We start from the raw sequence: 16,849 nt of genomic DNA on the forward strand, positions 1-16,849 counted from the left end.
CTACGACCTGACACTCCTGAACAAGGTCCTCAAGGCCGCCGGCAAGCCCGAGGTCTCCGACGCCGGCCTCGGCGCCAAGTAACCCCGCAATCCAGGAACCTGGTCGCGGGTCCGGCCCTCCTGCGTGACGGACGGCGGGTGATGCAGTCCTCGGCCGTCCGTCGCGCAGCCTGCTGGGCAACCTGATCAGGAATCGGAGCGGAATGCCCCGTGGACGCGCAGGTCGCCGTTGATCGCCACCTTCCCGTCGTTCGTGTGCATGATCCAGGCGCCTCCGTTACGGACCGACAGATGCGCGCCGGCGTTCACCTTCCCCTGCAGGCGCGACTCGCCTTGAACGCGCAGCATGCCGAGGGTGGTGAGGTCCCCGGTGACGGTGACCGTGTGGTCGGCCTTCACCTCGCCCTCGGCATCCAGGAGGCCGTGGACGATCAGCCGCGGCGGGCTGTCCTGCGTCTCCAGCACGTTGTCGACGCTCAGCCCGCCCTGGAGGGTGAGACGTTCCTTGACCTGGGCCCGGTGGGTGACCAGGTCGTTCAGGTCTGCCTTGTCGGCCGCGACGGTCCCCCACTGGCGGCTCCCGGCGCCCTGGAACACGTTCATCCCGGAGGCTGGGAACTCGATCCATCCGTCGGCGGCCGTGCGGCCCTGCACCCACTTGGTGTTGATGCCGTTCAGGTCCGCCAGGTCGGCGGCGACGGTTCCCCAGTCCTGCTTACCATCCTTGCGGACGTTCACTCCCGACTGCGGGAACTCGACCCATCCCTTGCCCGAGTCCCGGTCCCCCACCCACTGGGTGTTGATGCCGTTCACGCTGATCTTGTCGGCCGTGACGGTTCCCAAGTCGCTTCCACCGCCGCGGCCGACCCTGATTCCGTCGGCCGGGAACCCGATCCACCCGGCGTCGCTCTCGCGCCCCCGGACCCACGCCGCGGTCACGGTGTCGACGTCGGTCCTGGCGGCGGAGAGAGTGCCGAGGTCGTTGGCCGCGCCGCGGATCTGGGCGCCTTGCGTGGTGAAGACGATCCGGCCCTTGTCCGTCGTGCCCTCGACCCACGGACTGTGGATACCGGTCGTCGCGGTGACGCTCTCGAACTCGGGGCTGCGCAGGTGGACGGTGGTGGTGAGGAAGTACCCGGGCTGCTGCCCGCCCGGTGAGGTGGCCGTCAGGGTGTACGTGGCGTCCCGCTTCGGCTCCTGGCCCGCCGCCGGCGACCACTGCCAGCCGGTCGTGCCCTGCGTCGGCACAGCCGTCTCCGGGGGGCCGTCCGGACCCTGGATCCGGGGTAGGTGAGGGTGTCGGGCCCGTCCCACTGCAGGACGACGTCCTGGCCTCCGGCCACCAGGGACTGCTTCGCACGGAAGTTGCGCGGAACCTTGGGGAGCTGCTTCAGCAGGCTCAAGGTCATGGGGTTCTTCTGCACCCTGGCGCCGTTCGCCGCCCTCTCCGTCACGCGCAGGATTTCCAGTCCCGATGCGCTGGAGACGGGGAAGCCGTCCAAGACCAGGGCCATGGAGCCGGCCTCCTGGAACAGAGCGTTCGGCTGGGCGGTCACGGTGAGGACACCTGTGGTGTCGTCCCAGGCGACGATCGGCTCCTCCCCCTTCTTCGTCGCGGTGTTCCGCTCGACCCGCGCGGTGATCGTCTTCGGATGTGCCGTCAGATCGCCGGCCGCCTGGCCGCAGGGCACTCGTACCTCGATGGAGTACCAGATCACCTCGTCCATGGTCGGATTGGAGACGACGATGTAGACCGATCCCTGGCGTTCCCCGCCCGCGACCGGCACCTGGAGCGGAGCCGGATCGGTGAGTATTTCGTAGTGCAGAGAAGCCATCGCTGAAGACCCCCTGTTTGCGCGGTCCGACGCCTGCTCCCCGACGGGTGCAGCCTCTCCAGCACAACACTTACCGGACAATCCGACACCCGGATCCGCCCCAACCGGCGCGAAACGGATGTTCACTGGCCGAATCGGGAATCTCCCACTTTCCGAGAGCGCGGCTCACGGCCTCGGCGGTGTCCACCGGGACACGGGCTCAGGCCCACTCCCTCCCCTTACCGGCCCGGCCGGTCCGGCCCCTGTTCTCGACGCTACGGGCGGGTCTGACCGTGGGCCCGGCGCGGGTGACCAGGGGTGTGGTGCCGCGTTGTCCCTGCATGGACATGGACGACGAAGACTTCCTCGGCGTACTCCTGGACGCCACCACCGACACCCGCCTGAAACTGCTCACCGGGGACGAAGCAAGAGCGGTCATGATGCTTCTCGGCACCCTCGAGAGCGAGACCCGCTCCGCAGAGGTCCGCCAGGCCGCCGGGCGAATGCGCTACCGCCTCGGATCCCGCCTCGCCCTGCCCGCACACACCGCCGGGCCCGTCACCGCGACAGAAGGCTGACAGCGCGCGGACGGCCCTTGCACCGCCAGAGGCAGGCTCGCTGGACAGGTTCACCCGGCCGGAGAAACCGACAGCGCACCTGCAGGTTGCGGAGTCAGCTGCCGCGGGCCCAGGCCGTCTCTTTCGACCTAGACCACCTCTTTCGGATCTTGTCTGCCTGGCGAACTGGTGGCCGTGACCGGTTCTGCAGCGGGTGGGCCAGGGCTGTCAGCGGTAGCGGCTAGGTTCGTCGGCAGGGGTGCTTTTGACTTCGGGGAGGGGTGCCATGGCTGACGGGATCAAGTGGCTGGCGGCGGGGGACATCCCTGTGGAGGGTGTGGTCTTCGCGTGCGGTATATCCGCTGATGAACTGGCTGTGCGTTTGGGAGGAGTCCTAGGCGAGGCAACGGAGCCCATCGCTGACGGCGAGGTGGAGCACCTGGGCATGAGAGGTCGCAGCTACGGCGTGCGCGGCGACGGTGTCGTACGGGTCGGGGAGGACGCGGGGTGGGCTTTCGCCGTGGAGTACGGGGACTCCACCGGTGCGGACCGTCTGGAAGAGATCGCCTCCGGCAGGGTCGATGCCGTGCACTACCTGCCGATGGGCGCACGTCCGCCTGCCAGGTTCCACTACGCCAAGAACGGTGTGCTGACCTGCGGTTTCGGGATCGGCGAGGAGAGTCGGCGCTGGGGTGCGGAGCCAGATCTGCTCCTTCTTGAACTTATTGCCGAAAAGGTACTTCATCCCGACGGCAGTCAGAACTTCCCTCCTTCCAGGGAGCATTCCATGGCTTACCAGGAGCGATCTCTCGGTGTTCTGGAGCAGCGGTTCGGTCTCTCCTTGCCGCGTGCCGTCCTCGGCGAGGCCCGCCTGCCTGCCTATGGCGTCCGCGGCACCCCCGCCATGCGCACCGGGCCAGAGCCCGACCACCGGCAGATCAAGGCATGGGCTGCCACTCTCGGCCTCACCTGGAACGACGCAGGCGGTCGCGTCCCTTCCCACGTTCGTGAGGCCTGGAACCATATTGCTCGGCAAGATCCGAAAGAGACGGCCTAACCCCGGGCGTATCCGGCATGCCCGGCCCGGTCGGCGAGGGGCTGTTGCGCGGCGGCCGGTGGCGTGAAGAGTGCCTGGACGGTTTCGGTGGCCAGGTCTCGCAGCCAGGTGTGGGCGCGGTCGTTGTCGTAGCGCTGGTGCCACAGCAGGTACAGGGGAACGTCGGGCAGCGGGAGTGGCAGCGGCAGTGTGACCAGGCCGAGTTGTTCCCGGGCCGTGCGGGTGACCGCGTCGGGGAGGGTGACGGCCAAGTCGGTGCCGAGCGCGAGTTGCAGTGCGAAGGCGGCGGTCGGTCCGGCGGCGACGACGCGTCGTTCGAGCCCGCGTGTGGTCAGAGCGTCGTCGATCGGGTCGCGCAGGCTGCCGCGCCGCGAGACGGTGAGGTGTTCGGCGGCCGCGTAACGCTCGAGGCTCAGCGCGCCTTCGGTGAGCGGGTGGCCCGGTCGGACGGCGACGACCAGCCGGTCCCTGCCGACGAGGCGGTGGCGGATGTCGGGGAGCGTCGGAGCGCTGGAGCTTGACTCGAGGTCGACCTCACCCCGGCGCAGCTCGGCGTCGTCCGTCCCGGGTTCGGCGGACAGGCGCAGCCGGACGCCGGGGGCCTGATGGTGGACGGCCGTGGTCAAGGCGGTGCCGGAGGCTGCGGTCAGGGCGTCGTGCCAGCGCACGGTGAACACCCGGTCGAGAGCCGCCAGGTCGAGCTCCTGCTGCGCGGAAAGAAGTTGGTGGGCCTGCTGTACGAGGGCGTGGACCTCGGCGCGCATGGCCAGCGCGCGGGTGGTGGGGACCATGCTGCGGCCGGTGCGGACCAGGATCTGGTCACCGGTTGCCTTGCGGATGCGGCCCAGGGAGCGGCTCATCGCCGGTGAGGTGACGTGGAGGCGTGCTGCCGCGCCGGCGACGCTCCCCTCTTCCAGCAGGGCGTCCAGGGCCGTGAGCAGGTTCAGATCCAGTTGCATGTCAGTAACTCTACAAGTGACAAGCATGCACTTGTTGTTAATGATCGGGCGCCCTACCTTCGAAGTGCGGGGGCGAGACGACCGCCTCGCTTCACCCCGCTTCCACCGATCCCCCAGGGAGCCCACCATGAGCACAGCCATGCCTTTCGACACCGGTACGACGCTGCTGTCCGACGTGGCCGCCGCGGTGAAGACCGCCGGCGTCACGCTGCGCGACCGCTACACCTCGTACGCCCGGGGCGTGAGTCTGGACGAGGTCGTCGGCGAGATCCACGCCAACGACGACGCGGTGCTGGACGTACTGCGGGAACCGCTGCTGCGGGCCCGGCCGGGGTCGCAGTGGGCCGAGGACGAGCTGGCCGGCGGCGCCCTCCCGCCTGGTGAGTGGTGGGTCGTCGACCCCGCCGAGGGCAACATCAACCACGTCCACGGCATGGAGGACTGGGCCGTCACCGCCACCCTGGTCAGCGACAACCGGCCGGTGCTCACCGTGGTCCACCTGCCGCTGACCGGCGACACGTACACCGCGGTCGCCGGCGGCGGTGCCCGCCTCAACGACCGGCCCCTGACGGTGTCCGCCAAGACCGACCTGGGCGCCGCGCTCACCGGCACCGGCCAGGCCAAGCCCGGCGAGGACGAGCGCACCTTCCGGCGGATCGGTGACTCCGTCACCGCCATGCTCATCAACGGCCTGGTCGTGCGCGTGTCCGTTCCCGCCACGATGCAGCTCATCCACGTCGCCGCCGGGCGCATGGACGCGTTCTGGCAGTTCTCCGACGTCCGCTCCGGCCTGGTCGCCGGCGCCCTGCTGGTCTCCGAGGCCGGAGGCGCCGTCACCGACCTGGCGGGCGAACCCTGGAACACCGGCAGCCGCGACTTCCTGGCCGCCGCCCCCGGCATCCACGCCGCCGCCCTCAAGGTCCTCTCGCCGATCGCCTGACCGGACGTCCCCGCCCTTCCCACCTGGTATCGCAAGGAGCATCACCGCATGATCAACATCGGCATCCTGGGCGCTGGCCGCGTCGGAACCAACCTCGCCGGCAAGCTCTCCGCAGCCGGACACCATGTCACCCTCGGCAGCCGGAACCCCGAAGCCACCGCCGCCCGCACCGCCGGACCCGCCCCGCGGCTCGCCTTCGCATTCGCCGACCAGCGCACCACCGCCCGCACCGCGGACATCGTGATCAACGCGACGCCCGGCGACAGCTCCCTGGAGCGCCTCACCGACCTGCGCACCGAGCTCTCCGGCAAGATCCTCGTCGACGTCTCCAACGCCACCCGCGACGCCGCTGACGGCCTGCCCGGCGACCTGTGCTACCCCGGCAGCAGCCTCGCCGAGCAGCTCCAGGCCGCGCTCCCCGACACCCATGTGGTCAAGACCCTCAACACCATGCTGTTCATGGTCATGACCGCTCCCGAGATGCTGGCCGCCCCACCGACCGCCTATCTCTCGGGCGACGACGAACACGCGAAGAGGACCGTCACCGGCCTGCTCGGCGACCTGGGCTGGCAGCCCGAACGGATCGAGAACCTCGGCGGCATCATCACAGCCCGCGCCACCGAGGCCATGATCCTGCTCGTGCCCCACATCCTGCGCCGGCACGGCTTCAAGCCCTTCGCCGTCTCCCTCGCCCGCTGACCCCGCCAAGACCGGGTTCAGACCGACATCGACGTTCCGGTATCCGGCGCCGCCAGTCCTTCCCGGCTGTCAAGGCGTTGCCGCCTGTGACGTGGTGTCCGCAGTCGCGTCGGAGGGGGACTGCCGAGGTCGGCACCGGAAGGAATCGGTGGCCCCGGGCGCTCGCCGAAGGCCCGGCCGACGCCGGGGCGGCGAAAAGCTTGGCGCTCGGGGCCGAAGGAACCGGGTAACGTCTTTGTCATGTTCTTCCAGACGCCGATTTACGAGTGCGAGCGTGACGGGCCCCCGCTGACGTCCTTCGACGTCACCGCACCCGTCCCCCACCGATGAATCCGTAGATCACCTTCACATCACCACCGGGAGAACCCGTGACCGACAGCAAGAACATCAACAACCCCGTGGGCCAGGGCGGCGGCCAGCGCAAGAGGCTGTCCCGCGCCGAACGGCAGAACAACGGTCCGCACCGCAACCGCGACCGCCAGGGTGCCGCCGACCAGAAGGCGGAGCTGGTGCGCAAGATGCGCGAGAAGGCACGCGCAGCCGAGGACGCCGGGCAGGCGGGCGACGACACCGCACAGAGCTGACGCACCGCCGCCGCGGGGCGGCACCGCACGGGGCAGGGCCCGGACCGCAACGCGCGGTCCCGGCCTTTCCCGTCACATGATCCCGGACGGGCTCTGGCCTCGGCTCTGGCCAGCCGGCGGTAGCCCGATCAGGGCCTCCAAGTGTCTCCGCACCGGCTCGAAGATCCCGTACGGGATGTACCCGGGAAGCTCTGCAAGGGTCACCCAGGCCACCTCGGCGATCTCAGCCGGGGCGGCGGCACGTGCGGAATCACCCACAGGCCGATGCCGCCGGTGGGGCCGCCCCGCCCCGCGCACGGGCGCCGGGCGGCTTCGCGAGGTCACGTCCGTCCGTGAGGAACGGAGTTCATCAGGCCGGCCACCTTCCACCGGCGGTCGGCCGGAACGAGGCCGAGGAGCAGCACCTCCCACATCTCGTCGACACGCTGGTCCAGGTCGCTGCGGCCGGTGAGCACCGAGGAGACCATCTGGATCCCGGCCAGACCGGAGATCACGAGATATGCCACGGCGTCCGGTGAGGCCGTCGGCACGATGTCACCGTCCTCGATGGCCTTGCGGACCATGTTCTCGCACGCGTCGATCCACATCCGGTACGCGACGGGCAGTTCGCCGGTGTAGGTGAGCTCCATCAGCAGCCGGGTCCCGGCCCGGACGATGACGTCCTTGTCGATCAGCCGCGCGGTCGTCTTGGAGATCAACACGATCTGTTCCAGCGCGCTCCCGTCGCTTCGGGTGATGTCCTCCACGACGGCGCTCATCCGGCTGTTGTGCTCGTTGAGCACCGCCTTGGCGAGAGCTTCCTTGGCGGGGAAGTGGAAGTGCAGCGCACCTCTGGTCGTCCCGGCCCGCTCGACGATCCGACCGAGGCTCGCGCCGGCGAACCCCGCGGTGTCGAACACGGCCGCGGCGCTCTCGATGATGTGCTGCCGGGTCGCGAACGCCCGTTCCTGCTGAACTTCTCTCATCCGTTGGACCCTCCCAACGGGGCAACTGTTGTTGACATCGCTCAAACCTATCTGGACCGCTGTCATCGGCCCACGACATGGGTGCGTCACACGTACTGCCGGCCCGTACCGACGGCACCCGTGTGCCCGAACCGTACTTCGCCCCGTCCGTATCACTCCGTGTCCGCCCGCCCCGCACCATTCGCCGCGCGCACGGCTACTTGATGGCGACCAGACGCTCCACGTGCCCGCCCTTGAGGCGGTCCGTCTCCTTGATGTCGAAGCCCGTCGAGCGGACGTTCTCGATCGGACGGCGGCGCAGATGCTCACCCGCCGAGGGCACGCTGAAGCGTTCGATGATCCCCTGGATGCCTCGGAGCAGCCAGTTGGGGCTCACCACGTGGTCGATGCAGACGAAACGGCCGCCGGGGCGCAACACCCGGTGGATCTCGCGCATCGCCCGGTCCACGTCGGGAATGGCGCACATGCTCAGCGTGCAGACTACCGTGTCGAACGTGGCCTCCCCGAAGGGGAGTTGATGCGCGTCACCCTTGCGCAGCTCGACCTCCCGCCCCAGTTCGGCGGCGCGCGCTCGCGCGGCCTCCAGCATCCTGTCGCTGATGTCGATGCCGGTCAGCCTGATGCCGGACGGGTAGAAGGGCAGGTTGAGACCGGTCCCGATCGCGACCTCCAGGACCTCTCCGTCCGCCCGGCTGCACACCCATTCCCGCTGGCCCTCGTAAAGCAGCCGGTCCCAGAACTTCATGTCCTTGTCATAGCGGACCGCCATCTTGTCCCAGTACGCGCGCCACTTCTCCTGCTTGCTCACCATCGGCTCCGCCCTCTCTCGGTATCTGCGTTCTCACTTGCCGGTGACATAGCGGGGCCGGGCGAGCCGTCCGGCCACCACGCCGGAGAGCTTCCGCGCCGACATCGCGTAGAGCATCCTGCTCGCCATGAAGCGGTACAGGTGCCGCGGCCGGACGCCACGCATGCCCGCTTCCAGTCGGCGCACCACCTCGCGGGCGTCCTCCTCGGTCGTCATGGTCCGGTGCAGGAAGCGCAGCATGAACACGAAGATGCCGCTGCGTTCGAAGACCAGCTGCGCCGCCGCCATTTCGAGCAGTACGCCGAACTTGGACCTGCCGAAGGGGAAGTACGCGTCGTTGAGCCGGAGCCGCAGCATCGCTCCCCGGCCCTCGACCTTCCCGAAGAGCGGCGATTCCTCGGCGAGGCGCCGGATCCCGCCCTCGACGATGCGCTGGGCCGCAACCGCCCGCTCGCGCGCGGCCGGGTCGCTCATCTGCCGCAGGGCGTGGTACGCGATGTGCGCGCCCAGCCCGTTGCGGAAGTACCTTCTACGCATGGAGACCTGGCCGGCGTCCGTCGCCATGGCCCTCTCGAAGACCTCCTGCGTGCACAGCACCGACGAGACCGGGAAGAGCATGTCCGTCATGGCCTTGCCGATCGCCACCAGGTCGACGTGGTGCAGCATCTGCTGATGGGCGAGGTAGTCGTCCCCCGTGCGCCATCCGCCGGACAGCACCTCGTCGACACCGATCAGGTAGCCGCCCGTCCCGCGCAGGCGCTCGACCGTACGCAGAATGCCCTCCGGCAGGCGCTGGCACATGCCGCCGCGGATGGCCTCGAACCACACCAGCGCGACCTCTCCGGAGGAGAGCACCTCCTGGAGCCTGTGGACCGCGTCGTCACCGAACGGGTCGATGTAGACCAGGTCGTGATAGTAGGGGCGGAAGGCGTCCTCGTCGGATTCGGTGACCTGCGGGCCCTCTTTGCTCAGGTTGATGGCGAACAGGGACTTGCCGGCGAAGTTGCCGGTGAAGGTGACCACCTTGGTACGCGTCGGGTTGGCCAGCATCGCGAGGGCGGCGGCCTGGTCGACGGCGGTCGCCCCACTGACCGCGGGAAAGGCCTTGTCGAAACCGGTGAGCCCGGTGAGGAAGTCTTCGAGGTCCGCGCAGTAGTCGTGCTCGGGGTCGTGGACCGCCAGCACCTCGGCGGGGACGTCCGGCGGGTTGTGCCCGCGGAAGTTGCTGCCGAAGCCGCCGCAGCAGTCCAGGATCTCGCGTCCGTCGTCGAGGCGCAGCCGGGCGCCGCTCGCGCGCTCGACGTCCAGGTGCATGCCGACGATCATTTCCATCTTGGCCATGGAGGGGTTGATGTACCGCGCCCAGTACTCGCGCATCGTGTCCCGGTCGGCATCGATCTCCGCCAGTGTCCTGCGCTGTTCGGGGCTGATCAGCCCGTACTCGTCGAGCGTCGCCAGCACGACCTCGGCGCAGAAGGTGTTGCCGCCGAAGGTGGAGGTCTGGGCGTAGCAGTCGACGTCGTTGTTCCAGATCTCGTACGCCTGCTCGGTCATGGTGAAGCAGCCGAACGGCACCTGGTTTCCGCCGATGCTCTCCCCGTAGACGATCACGTCGGCGCCCAGCGGTCCGGTGAAGAGGCTGACGTCACCGAGTTCGAGTTCGCTGTCGCAGAGCACCACCATGCCACCCTGGGAGCGGACGGTCCCGAGCAGCGGTTCCAGTTCGGCCGTCGACGTGCCGGCCGATCCGTCGCGTACGACCACGACGGCCGACCAGGAGTGCTCCGGTAACGCCTCCGTCGCCTGCACGGCACTGGTCACCACCACGACGTGCGGTGTCATCGCCCTCTCGACCCCCTTGGAGGCCGGGTCGACGAAGGGTGCGAAGGCGCCCTTCGCGTCGATCATCAGGATCCAGCCGCCGTCGTGCCGCTTGTTGCGTACGGAGGTCTGCCGGGCCAGCTTCATCGCGCCGGAGAGCGCCTCGACCGTCGAGTTGATGAGGAAGCTCCGGTAGAGGGGAGCGCCACCGCGCGCTGTGAGCGACGAGCTGATGAGGTAGGCCAGCTTGGTGCTCGCCTCGTTCATGTAGTTGCTGGACGTCAGAAAGGTGCATTTCTGATCGGTGATGCGGCGCTCTATTCGGTCCAGCAGACCGGCGGTCGCAGGTCTGAACACCGAGCCCTCGGTCGACTGTCGCTCCACGGATACTCCTCGGATTCAGCTGATCACAGCAGGAAGGTGGGGTGGGGAACGTGCGTGAGGGACACGGGCGGCGCCGGCGCCTGCGCCGCCCGTGTCCGGTCGGGGGAGCCGCGGGTCAGCGAACCGCCGCGGGCTTTGCCAGGTGCCAGCCCTGCGCACGGCGGCGTTCCCGCCAGAAGTGCGCGTACCGGCCGTCGCGTGCGACGAGGTCGTCGTGGACGCCCTCCTCCACGACCCGGCCGTCGCCGAGCACGATGATGTGGTCCGCCTCGCGCAGGGTGTGCAGCCGGTGAGCGATGACCAGTACGGTGCGGTCCCGCGCCAGTACCGACATCGCCTCTTGCAGGGCGTGCTCGTTCTCGGCGTCCAGTGCCGCGGTCGCCTCGTCGAACAGCACGATCGGGGTGTCCTTGAGCAGTGCGCGCGCCATCGAGATGCGCTGCCGCTCACCGCCGGAGAGCCGGCTCCCGCCCTCTCCGACGGGTGCTTCCCAGCCGCCCGGCAGCCGGTCGGCGATCTGGTCGACGCGTGCGGTGCGGGCCGCGGCGTAGACCTCCTCGTCGGTCGCGTCGGGCCTGCCGAGACGTACGTTCTCCAGGATCGTTCCGTCGAAGAGGTAGACGTCCTGGAACACGGCCGAGATGACGGACGTGAGGTCCTCGGTCCGCATCTCGCGCACGTCCACGCCGCCGACCCGCACCGCCCCGGCGTCCGGGTCGAAGAACCGCGCGATCAGCCTGATCACGGTCGTCTTGCCGGCGCCGGACGGACCCACCAGCGCGGTCATCCGGCCCTGCGGCACCCGCATCGACAGTCCGTCCAGGACCGTGGAGCCGTTGTAGCCGAAGCGCACGTCATCGAGTTCGATGTCGGCGCCGTCCGCCCGTCGCGACGTCAGCGGTTCGGGCAGCGTCTGCGTGTCGATCAGTTCGTTGATCTCGGTCAGCGCGTTCTCGGCCACCCGGATCGCGCCGCCCAGTTCGGAGGTGAGCATGATGGGCTCGACGAACCGGGCCGACAGCACGAGCAGCGCGATGAACTCGGCCGCCTCCAGCGATCCGCCGAGCGCCAGGCGGGTTCCGAGGGCCAGCAGCACGATGAACGACGCCTGCGCGATGAAGGCGAGCCAGACCAGACCGGGCATGCTTGCGCGCAGCATCCGCCGACCGGCCGCGTGCTGCGCGACCAGCGAGTCGTCGAGCGCGGCGTGCCCCTGCGCCGTACGGCCGAAGGCCCGGAGCACCGGCTGGGCGCGGGCGAACTCCACGATCCGTACGGCGGCGTCGGCGTGGATGCGGTCCGCCTCCTTGTCGGCCGCCGCCATTCCGCGGCCCGCCACCCGGTACACCAGCGCCACGGCGATCGCGGCGACGGTCATCGACAGGGCCAGTCGCCAGTCGAACAGGAACATCGCCAGCACCACGACGGCGGGCGTGACGAAGGTGTCGACCAACTGGTGCAGCAGGTGGGCGGGCACGCCCATGATGTCGACCACGCGCTGCGAGGCCAGACGCCCGAGTCCGCCGACGCGGTCGGGGGTGAACCACGCCAGCGGGAGCTGGGCGACCTTGTCCCCGATCCGGTGGTGCAGGTCGCGGCTCATGGCCGCCCCCGTGCCGTAACCGGCCAGTGTCGCCGGGTAGCTCACCGCCGCGTAGCCGAGCCACAGCACCGCGAGGGTGATCACCCACGGCCAGGCCCGTTCCGGCTCGTCGCCGAGCAGTTCGCGCAGGGCGGGGACGAGCATGACGAACGCGACGCCCTGGAGGACGGCGGCGACGGTGAACCAGGCCAGCAGCCTGCGCAGGGCGCGGTCGTGCTTCGGGCCCAGTGCGGTGAACAGTCGACGAATCATCGCCCTTCCTCCTTCGCGATGCCGGCGCCGGCGTAGGCGTCGTGGCCGTCGGTCTCCGCGGCGCCGGGCTGCTCCTGCAGGCTCCACATCCGCTGGTACCGCCCGCCGGCGGCGAGCAGTTCCCCGTGTGTGCCCTGCTCGGCCATCCGGCCCTGTTCGAGGACCACGATGCGGTCGACGCCGACAACCGAGGCCAGCCGGTGCGCGACGACGAGCACGGTGCGCCCCACGGCCAGCTCCGACAGCGCGTCCTGGATCTGCGCCTCCGATTCCGGGTCGGCATGGGCGGTCGCCTCGTCGAGCACCACGATCGGGGTGTCCGCGAGAATCGCGCGAGCGATGGAGATCCGCTGCGCCTCGCCGCCGGAGAAGCGGACGTCCTTGCCCACCATCGAGTCGTAGCCGCCCGGCAGTTCCTCGATGCGCCGGTCGATGGCGGCCGCGCGAGCCGCGCGACGCACCGCCTCGTCGTCCGCGTCGGGACGGGCGAGCCGGATGTTGTCCCGCACGGTGGCGTCCAGCAGCTGTACGTCCTGCAGGACGAACGACACCAGCCGGTACAGCTGGTCCGGGTCGATGTCGCGCAGGTCCACGCCGCCGACGGTGACGGTGCCCGCGGTCGGGTCGAAGAACCGGGGCAGCAGCTTCGCGAGCGTCGTCTTGCCCGAACCCGAGCTCCCCACGAGGGCGGTCACGCTGCCGGGTTCGAGGGCCAGGTCGATGCCGCTGAGGACCGGCCGGTCCGCGTCGTAGGCGAACTCGACACCGGACAGCTCCACTCGGACGCCGCCATCGGTCTCCGGCCGCTGTGGCGAGTCGGGGATCGCGAGTTCCGGCGCGGCGAGCAGCGCGCCCACGCGCTTGGCGGCCGCCCCGGCCATCTCCATGTCGTGGCCGTGGAAGTCGAGCGCCTGCAGGGGCGCGGCCACGCTCAGGCCCAGGATGGCGAACGGCAGCAGATCGAGCGGGTCGAGCGAACCGGACGAGACGAGTGCCGTGCCGCCGACCAGCACGGTGAGCAGGATCGTGACCGGTCCGAGGATCAGTGCCGACGCCGCGGTGGCCCGGTAGCCCTTGGAGATCCAGGCGATGAAGAACGTCGTGAAGTCGTCGGCGGCCTGCGCGTACTGACGGTGCGCTCGCCGGGCCTGGCCGAACATCTTGACGACGGCGATGCCCTCGACGAACTCGATGACCCTGGAGACGATGCGCTCCTGGGCCTGCTCGTAGGCGGCGGTCTGGGCGTCCAGGCTCACCATCATCTTGATGAACAGCCCGATCCCGATCACCAGCGGGATCATCAGGATCAACGCCATCCGCCAGTCCACCGCGAAGAGGTAGACCAGGGTCGCGAGCGGGGTGACCACGCTCGCGGTGAGGTTCAGCAGGGAGTGGGCCACCAGGTGGTGCATGGTGTCCACGTCGTGCTGGACCGCCTTCCCGATTCCGCCCGCTCCGCGATCGGTGAACCATCCCAGTGGCACCCGGCCGAGCCGGTCGACCAGCCGGCGTCGCACCGAGAGCTGGAAATCCAGGTCCGCGGCATGGGCGATCGCTCCCGCCGCGGTGTTCAGCACCAGCCACAGCATCAGCGCGCCGCCCGCGACGGCGGCGACCGTCCATGCCGCGCCCTTGTCGACCGGGCCGTCCGCGAGGAGCACCCTCGCCAGTTCCGCCACCGCGGCGAACGGCACCACGGCGACCACCGCCGCGACGGCCTGCAGCCCGATCGCCGCGCCCAGCCTCGACTTGACGGGGCGCAATAACTCTCCGAGGCCCACTGCTTCCAACGGTTGCGCCTGCTCCGATTTCATCGCGTCCCTGTCACCTTCCGTCGACTTCGAACCCTCCGCTCCGGCCATCTGCCAGAACAGTTGGTGTTCGCGGACATGGCCCTGCCAGGCACATGTCCGCGTCCACCAACCTACCAAGAAACAGGCTGATTAACCCGTTTCGTTTTTCGGTGCCTCGTTCCCCCGCCTACCGGGTGAGCGAGAGGCCGCCGTCGAAGGGGATCACCGTGCCGGTCAGGTACGCCGAGCCCCGGGAACCCAGGAACTGGATGATGCCCGCGAGATCGTCCAGCCCGCCGGGCCTGCGCATGGGTGAGCTCAGGCCGATCTCGGTGGCCAGCGATTCCTGCAGCATGTCCGACTCGAAGGGACCGAGCGCGATGGCGTTGACCGCGATGCGCGGAGCGAGCCGGCCGGCCAGGTGCCCCGTCATGTGGTGCATGGCGGCCTTGCTCGCCGCGTAGGAGTAGATCTCGGCCGACGGCACGTGCAGCCCGTCGACGGAGCCGATGTTGACGACGCGGGCAGGGTCGCCCGCGACCGCGGCCGACTCCAGCAGCGGCCGGAGGAACCTGACGAGATGGAACACGGCCTTCAGGTTCACCTGGAGCGCCGAGTCCCAGGCCGCGTCGTCGAAGTCGTCCAGCGGCGCCGTGTGCAGGACGGCCGCGTTGTTCACCAGCAGGTGCAGCCGGTCGACGTGTTCGCCGAGCCGGTCCGCGAGCGCGCGGCAGTCGTCCTCCGTCGCGAGAGCGCCGGCGAGCGGAACGCAGTCGCCCAACAGCGAGAGCCGGGCGGCCGTCTTCTCGGCGGCCGCCATGTCACGGGAGGTCAGGTAGACCGTCGCGCCCGCCTCGACCAGGGCCTGGGCGATCAGCGCGCCGACGCCCTTCGCCGCCCCGGTGACCAGCGCGGACTTCCCTCGGACCGAGAACAGCCCCGACGGATCCTCGTACGTCATGATGATGTGCGTCCTTCCTTGGCCGCCAGCTCCGCGGCACGCTTCCGCAGCTCCTTCTTGTCGATCTTTCCGACGGAGGTGAGCGGCATGGCGTCGATGAATGCGAACCGGTCCGGGATCTTGTAGGCCGCCAGACCGCGGTCGCGGAGGTGCCGTTTGAATACGCGGCCCTTCAGCCCGTCCTCGTACGCGACGACGAAGGCGCAGATCCGTTCGCCCAGCCCGTCGTCGGGCTCCGCGACGACGGCCACGTCATGCACCCCCGGGTGGGTCGCCAGAAGCTCCTCGATCTCGTCGGCCGCGACCTTGTCGCCGCCGCGGTTGACGAGGTCCTTGGCCCGGTCGACCACGACGAGGTGGCCGGACGGCAGACGGCGCACGATGTCGCCCGTACGGTAGAAGCCTTCGGCGGTGAAGGCACGCGCGTTGTGCTCGTCCGCGCGGAAGTAGCCGCGGATCGTGTACGGCCCCCGGGTGAGCAGGTGTCCCGGCTCGCCGTCCGGTACGGGGCGGTCCTCGTCGTCCACCACCGCGATCTCGTCGGCCGCCGACATCGGGACGCCCTGCGTCGTCTCCACGAGCTCGTCCGGGTCGTCCAGCCGCGTGTAGCAGATCAGGCCCTCCGCCATGCCGAACACCTGCTGGAGCCCGCAGCCCAGGACCGGCCGGACCCTCGCGGCGCCGGACGGTCCGAGCCGGGCGCCGCCGACCTGGAGGACCCGGAGGCTGGACAGGTCGTACCGGGTGTCCTTGGCGGCGTCGAGCCACAGCAGCGCGATCGGCGGGACCACCGCGGTGACGGTCACCCCGTACCGCTCGATGAGGGGAAAGACATCGCCGTCGCTCGGGCCCGGAGCCAGGACCACGGTCGCCCCGCTGTCCAGCGCGCCCAGGACACCCGGTGCGCAGAGCGGGAAGTTGTGCGCGGCGGGCAGTGCGCACAGATAGACGTCGGTCTCGTCGAGCGGGCAGGCCATGACGCTCGCGCGCGCGTTGTACAGGTAGTCGTCGTGGGTACGCGGGATCAGCTTCGGGACCGCGGTCGTACCGCCCGACAGCTGCAGCACCGCGGGGGACCCCGGATCGGGTTCCGGCAGGGGCACCGGATCGGCGAACAGCCCGGACAGCGCGCGATGGCGCCCCGGATCGCCGTCCACGACGATCGTGCGCAGCGTCGGGCACTCCGCCCGGACCCGCTCGGCCATCACCCGGTAGTCGAACCCCGACCGCTGGTCCGCGATGACCATCGCCACGGCCTCGCTCTGCCGGCACAGCTGCGTGATCTCGTGCTCGCGGTGTGCCGGCTGGGCCAGGACCGGCACCGCGCCGATCCTGAACAGGGCGAAGCAGACGAGCACGAACGCGGCGGTGTTGGGGAGTTGGACGAGCACGCGTTCGCCCGGGGCGGCCACCCCCTCCGTGTACAGGCCCGCCGCGAGCCGGTCGGCCTCGGTGTCCAGCTCGGCGTAGGTCCAGCTGTCCGGGCCGTCGACCAGCGCCGTACGGGCGCCGTGGAGGGCCGCGGAGTCACGCAGCATGCGGCCGAGCGAGATGCCGCTCCACAGCCCCTCGGCGCGGTACCTCGCGGCCAGCTCCTCGGGCCACGGCGTGAACTCCCGCTGCCGCGGCGCGTCACTCACCAGTGCGTTCAT

Annotated in this window: 15 protein-coding genes; 5 read left to right on the plus strand and 10 right to left on the minus strand. The window is 69.8% G+C overall.

Annotated features, from left to right (window positions below):
* Positions 1–186: 186 nt before the first annotated feature.
* Both ACFY04_RS37810 and ACFY04_RS37815 read right to left on the minus strand, forming a co-directional pair.
* Positions 187–1,248 carry a hypothetical protein gene (locus tag ACFY04_RS37810; protein ID WP_389124380.1) on the minus strand — a complete coding sequence of 354 codons (1,062 nt, stop codon included), beginning with the start codon at positions 1,246–1,248 and terminating at the stop codon, positions 187–189.
* Positions 1,167–1,835: a hypothetical protein gene (locus tag ACFY04_RS37815; RefSeq protein ID WP_389124382.1), complete on the minus strand. Its 669-nt coding sequence runs from the start codon at positions 1,833–1,835 to the stop codon at positions 1,167–1,169. The genes ACFY04_RS37810 and ACFY04_RS37815 overlap by 82 nt, the downstream gene beginning before the upstream one ends.
* Before the next feature lie 326 nt (positions 1,836–2,161).
* On the opposite strand from ACFY04_RS37815, the gene ACFY04_RS37820 reads away from it, so the two are divergent.
* Positions 2,162–2,392, plus strand: coding sequence for a hypothetical protein (locus ACFY04_RS37820; RefSeq protein ID WP_389124385.1), 231 nt, complete (start codon positions 2,162–2,164; stop codon positions 2,390–2,392).
* Positions 2,393–2,657: 265 nt separating this feature from the next.
* Complete coding sequence (locus tag ACFY04_RS37825; RefSeq protein ID WP_389124387.1) at positions 2,658–3,428, plus strand: DUF6461 domain-containing protein; 771 nt, start codon at positions 2,658–2,660, stop codon at positions 3,426–3,428.
* Here ACFY04_RS37825 and ACFY04_RS37830 read toward each other — a convergent pair.
* Positions 3,425–4,387 (minus strand): LysR substrate-binding domain-containing protein, encoded by a 963-nt coding sequence (locus ACFY04_RS37830; protein ID WP_389124390.1) that lies wholly within the window; start codon positions 4,385–4,387, stop codon positions 3,425–3,427. The two genes, ACFY04_RS37825 and ACFY04_RS37830, sit on opposite strands and share 4 nt — an antisense overlap.
* 127 nt (positions 4,388–4,514) lie before the next feature.
* On the opposite strand from ACFY04_RS37830, the gene ACFY04_RS37835 reads away from it, so the two are divergent.
* The 3 genes from ACFY04_RS37835 to ACFY04_RS37845 all read left to right on the plus strand — a co-directional run bounded on the left by ACFY04_RS37835 (position 4,515) and on the right by ACFY04_RS37845 (position 6,610).
* Entirely contained in the window at positions 4,515–5,327 is an 813-nt protein-coding gene (locus tag ACFY04_RS37835) for an inositol monophosphatase family protein (RefSeq protein WP_389124391.1), read from the plus strand.
* 48 nt (positions 5,328–5,375) lie between these two features.
* Positions 5,376–6,026: an NADPH-dependent F420 reductase gene (locus tag ACFY04_RS37840; protein WP_389124394.1), complete on the plus strand. Its 651-nt coding sequence runs from the start codon at positions 5,376–5,378 to the stop codon at positions 6,024–6,026.
* 368 nt (positions 6,027–6,394) lie between these two features.
* Positions 6,395–6,610, plus strand: a complete 216-nt coding sequence (locus tag ACFY04_RS37845) for a DUF6243 family protein (RefSeq protein ID WP_389124396.1) — start codon at positions 6,395–6,397, stop codon at positions 6,608–6,610.
* Positions 6,611–6,930: 320 nt separating this feature from the next.
* Here the strand turns inward: ACFY04_RS37845 and ACFY04_RS37850 are convergent, their stop codons facing one another.
* From ACFY04_RS37850 to ACFY04_RS37880, 7 genes are all read right to left on the minus strand, one after another.
* The gene (locus ACFY04_RS37850) at positions 6,931–7,575 is read right to left on the minus strand and encodes a ScbR family autoregulator-binding transcription factor (RefSeq protein WP_389124399.1); all 645 of its coding nucleotides are present in this window, start codon (positions 7,573–7,575) and stop codon (positions 6,931–6,933) included.
* Between the two features lie 196 nt (positions 7,576–7,771).
* Complete coding sequence (locus ACFY04_RS37855; RefSeq protein ID WP_389124401.1) at positions 7,772–8,386, minus strand: class I SAM-dependent methyltransferase; 615 nt, start codon at positions 8,384–8,386, stop codon at positions 7,772–7,774.
* A gap of 30 nt (positions 8,387–8,416) precedes the next feature.
* Positions 8,417–10,588 carry an aminotransferase class III-fold pyridoxal phosphate-dependent enzyme gene (locus ACFY04_RS37860; protein WP_389124404.1) on the minus strand — a complete coding sequence of 724 codons (2,172 nt, stop codon included), beginning with the start codon at positions 10,586–10,588 and terminating at the stop codon, positions 8,417–8,419.
* A gap of 115 nt (positions 10,589–10,703) precedes the next feature.
* A complete protein-coding gene (locus ACFY04_RS37865) occupies positions 10,704–12,443 on the minus strand; it encodes an ABC transporter ATP-binding protein (protein WP_389124407.1) in 1,740 nt (579 codons plus the stop codon).
* On the minus strand, positions 12,440–14,257 hold the full coding sequence (locus tag ACFY04_RS37870; RefSeq protein WP_389124409.1) for an ABC transporter ATP-binding protein: 1,818 nt from the start codon (positions 14,255–14,257) through the stop codon (positions 12,440–12,442). Before ACFY04_RS37870 ends, ACFY04_RS37865 begins: the two co-directional genes overlap by 4 nt.
* 166 nt (positions 14,258–14,423) lie before the next feature.
* Entirely contained in the window at positions 14,424–15,197 is a 774-nt protein-coding gene (locus ACFY04_RS37875) for an SDR family NAD(P)-dependent oxidoreductase (RefSeq protein ID WP_389124411.1), read from the minus strand.
* The gene (locus ACFY04_RS37880; RefSeq protein ID WP_389124414.1) at positions 15,194–16,849 is read right to left on the minus strand and encodes a (2,3-dihydroxybenzoyl)adenylate synthase; all 1,656 of its coding nucleotides are present in this window, start codon (positions 16,847–16,849) and stop codon (positions 15,194–15,196) included. Before ACFY04_RS37880 ends, ACFY04_RS37875 begins: the two co-directional genes overlap by 4 nt.

Source organism: Streptomyces sp. NPDC001549, from assembly GCF_042894025.1.
Taxonomy (GTDB): domain Bacteria; phylum Actinomycetota; class Actinomycetes; order Streptomycetales; family Streptomycetaceae; genus Streptomyces; species Streptomyces kutzneri.

Coding starts and splice junctions, on each gene's coding strand:
- ACFY04_RS37850 (WP_389124399.1), bottom strand. CDS start 7,575: ATGAGAGAAGTTCAGCAGGAACGGGCGTTCGCGACCCGGCAGCACATC.
- ACFY04_RS37865 (WP_389124407.1), bottom strand. CDS start 12,443: ATGATTCGTCGACTGTTCACCGCACTGGGCCCGAAGCACGACCGCGCC.
- ACFY04_RS37875 (WP_389124411.1), bottom strand. CDS start 15,197: ATGACGTACGAGGATCCGTCGGGGCTGTTCTCGGTCCGAGGGAAGTCC.
- ACFY04_RS37840 (WP_389124394.1), top strand. CDS start 5,376: ATGATCAACATCGGCATCCTGGGCGCTGGCCGCGTCGGAACCAACCTC.
- ACFY04_RS37815 (WP_389124382.1), bottom strand. CDS start 1,835: ATGGCTTCTCTGCACTACGAAATACTCACCGATCCGGCTCCGCTCCAG.
- ACFY04_RS37825 (WP_389124387.1), top strand. CDS start 2,658: ATGGCTGACGGGATCAAGTGGCTGGCGGCGGGGGACATCCCTGTGGAG.
- ACFY04_RS37830 (WP_389124390.1), bottom strand. CDS start 4,387: ATGCAACTGGATCTGAACCTGCTCACGGCCCTGGACGCCCTGCTGGAA.
- ACFY04_RS37835 (WP_389124391.1), top strand. CDS start 4,515: ATGAGCACAGCCATGCCTTTCGACACCGGTACGACGCTGCTGTCCGAC.
- ACFY04_RS37820 (WP_389124385.1), top strand. CDS start 2,162: ATGGACGACGAAGACTTCCTCGGCGTACTCCTGGACGCCACCACCGAC.
- ACFY04_RS37880 (WP_389124414.1), bottom strand. CDS start 16,849: ATGAACGCACTGGTGAGTGACGCGCCGCGGCAGCGGGAGTTCACGCCG.
- ACFY04_RS37870 (WP_389124409.1), bottom strand. CDS start 14,257: ATGAAATCGGAGCAGGCGCAACCGTTGGAAGCAGTGGGCCTCGGAGAG.
- ACFY04_RS37855 (WP_389124401.1), bottom strand. CDS start 8,386: ATGGTGAGCAAGCAGGAGAAGTGGCGCGCGTACTGGGACAAGATGGCG.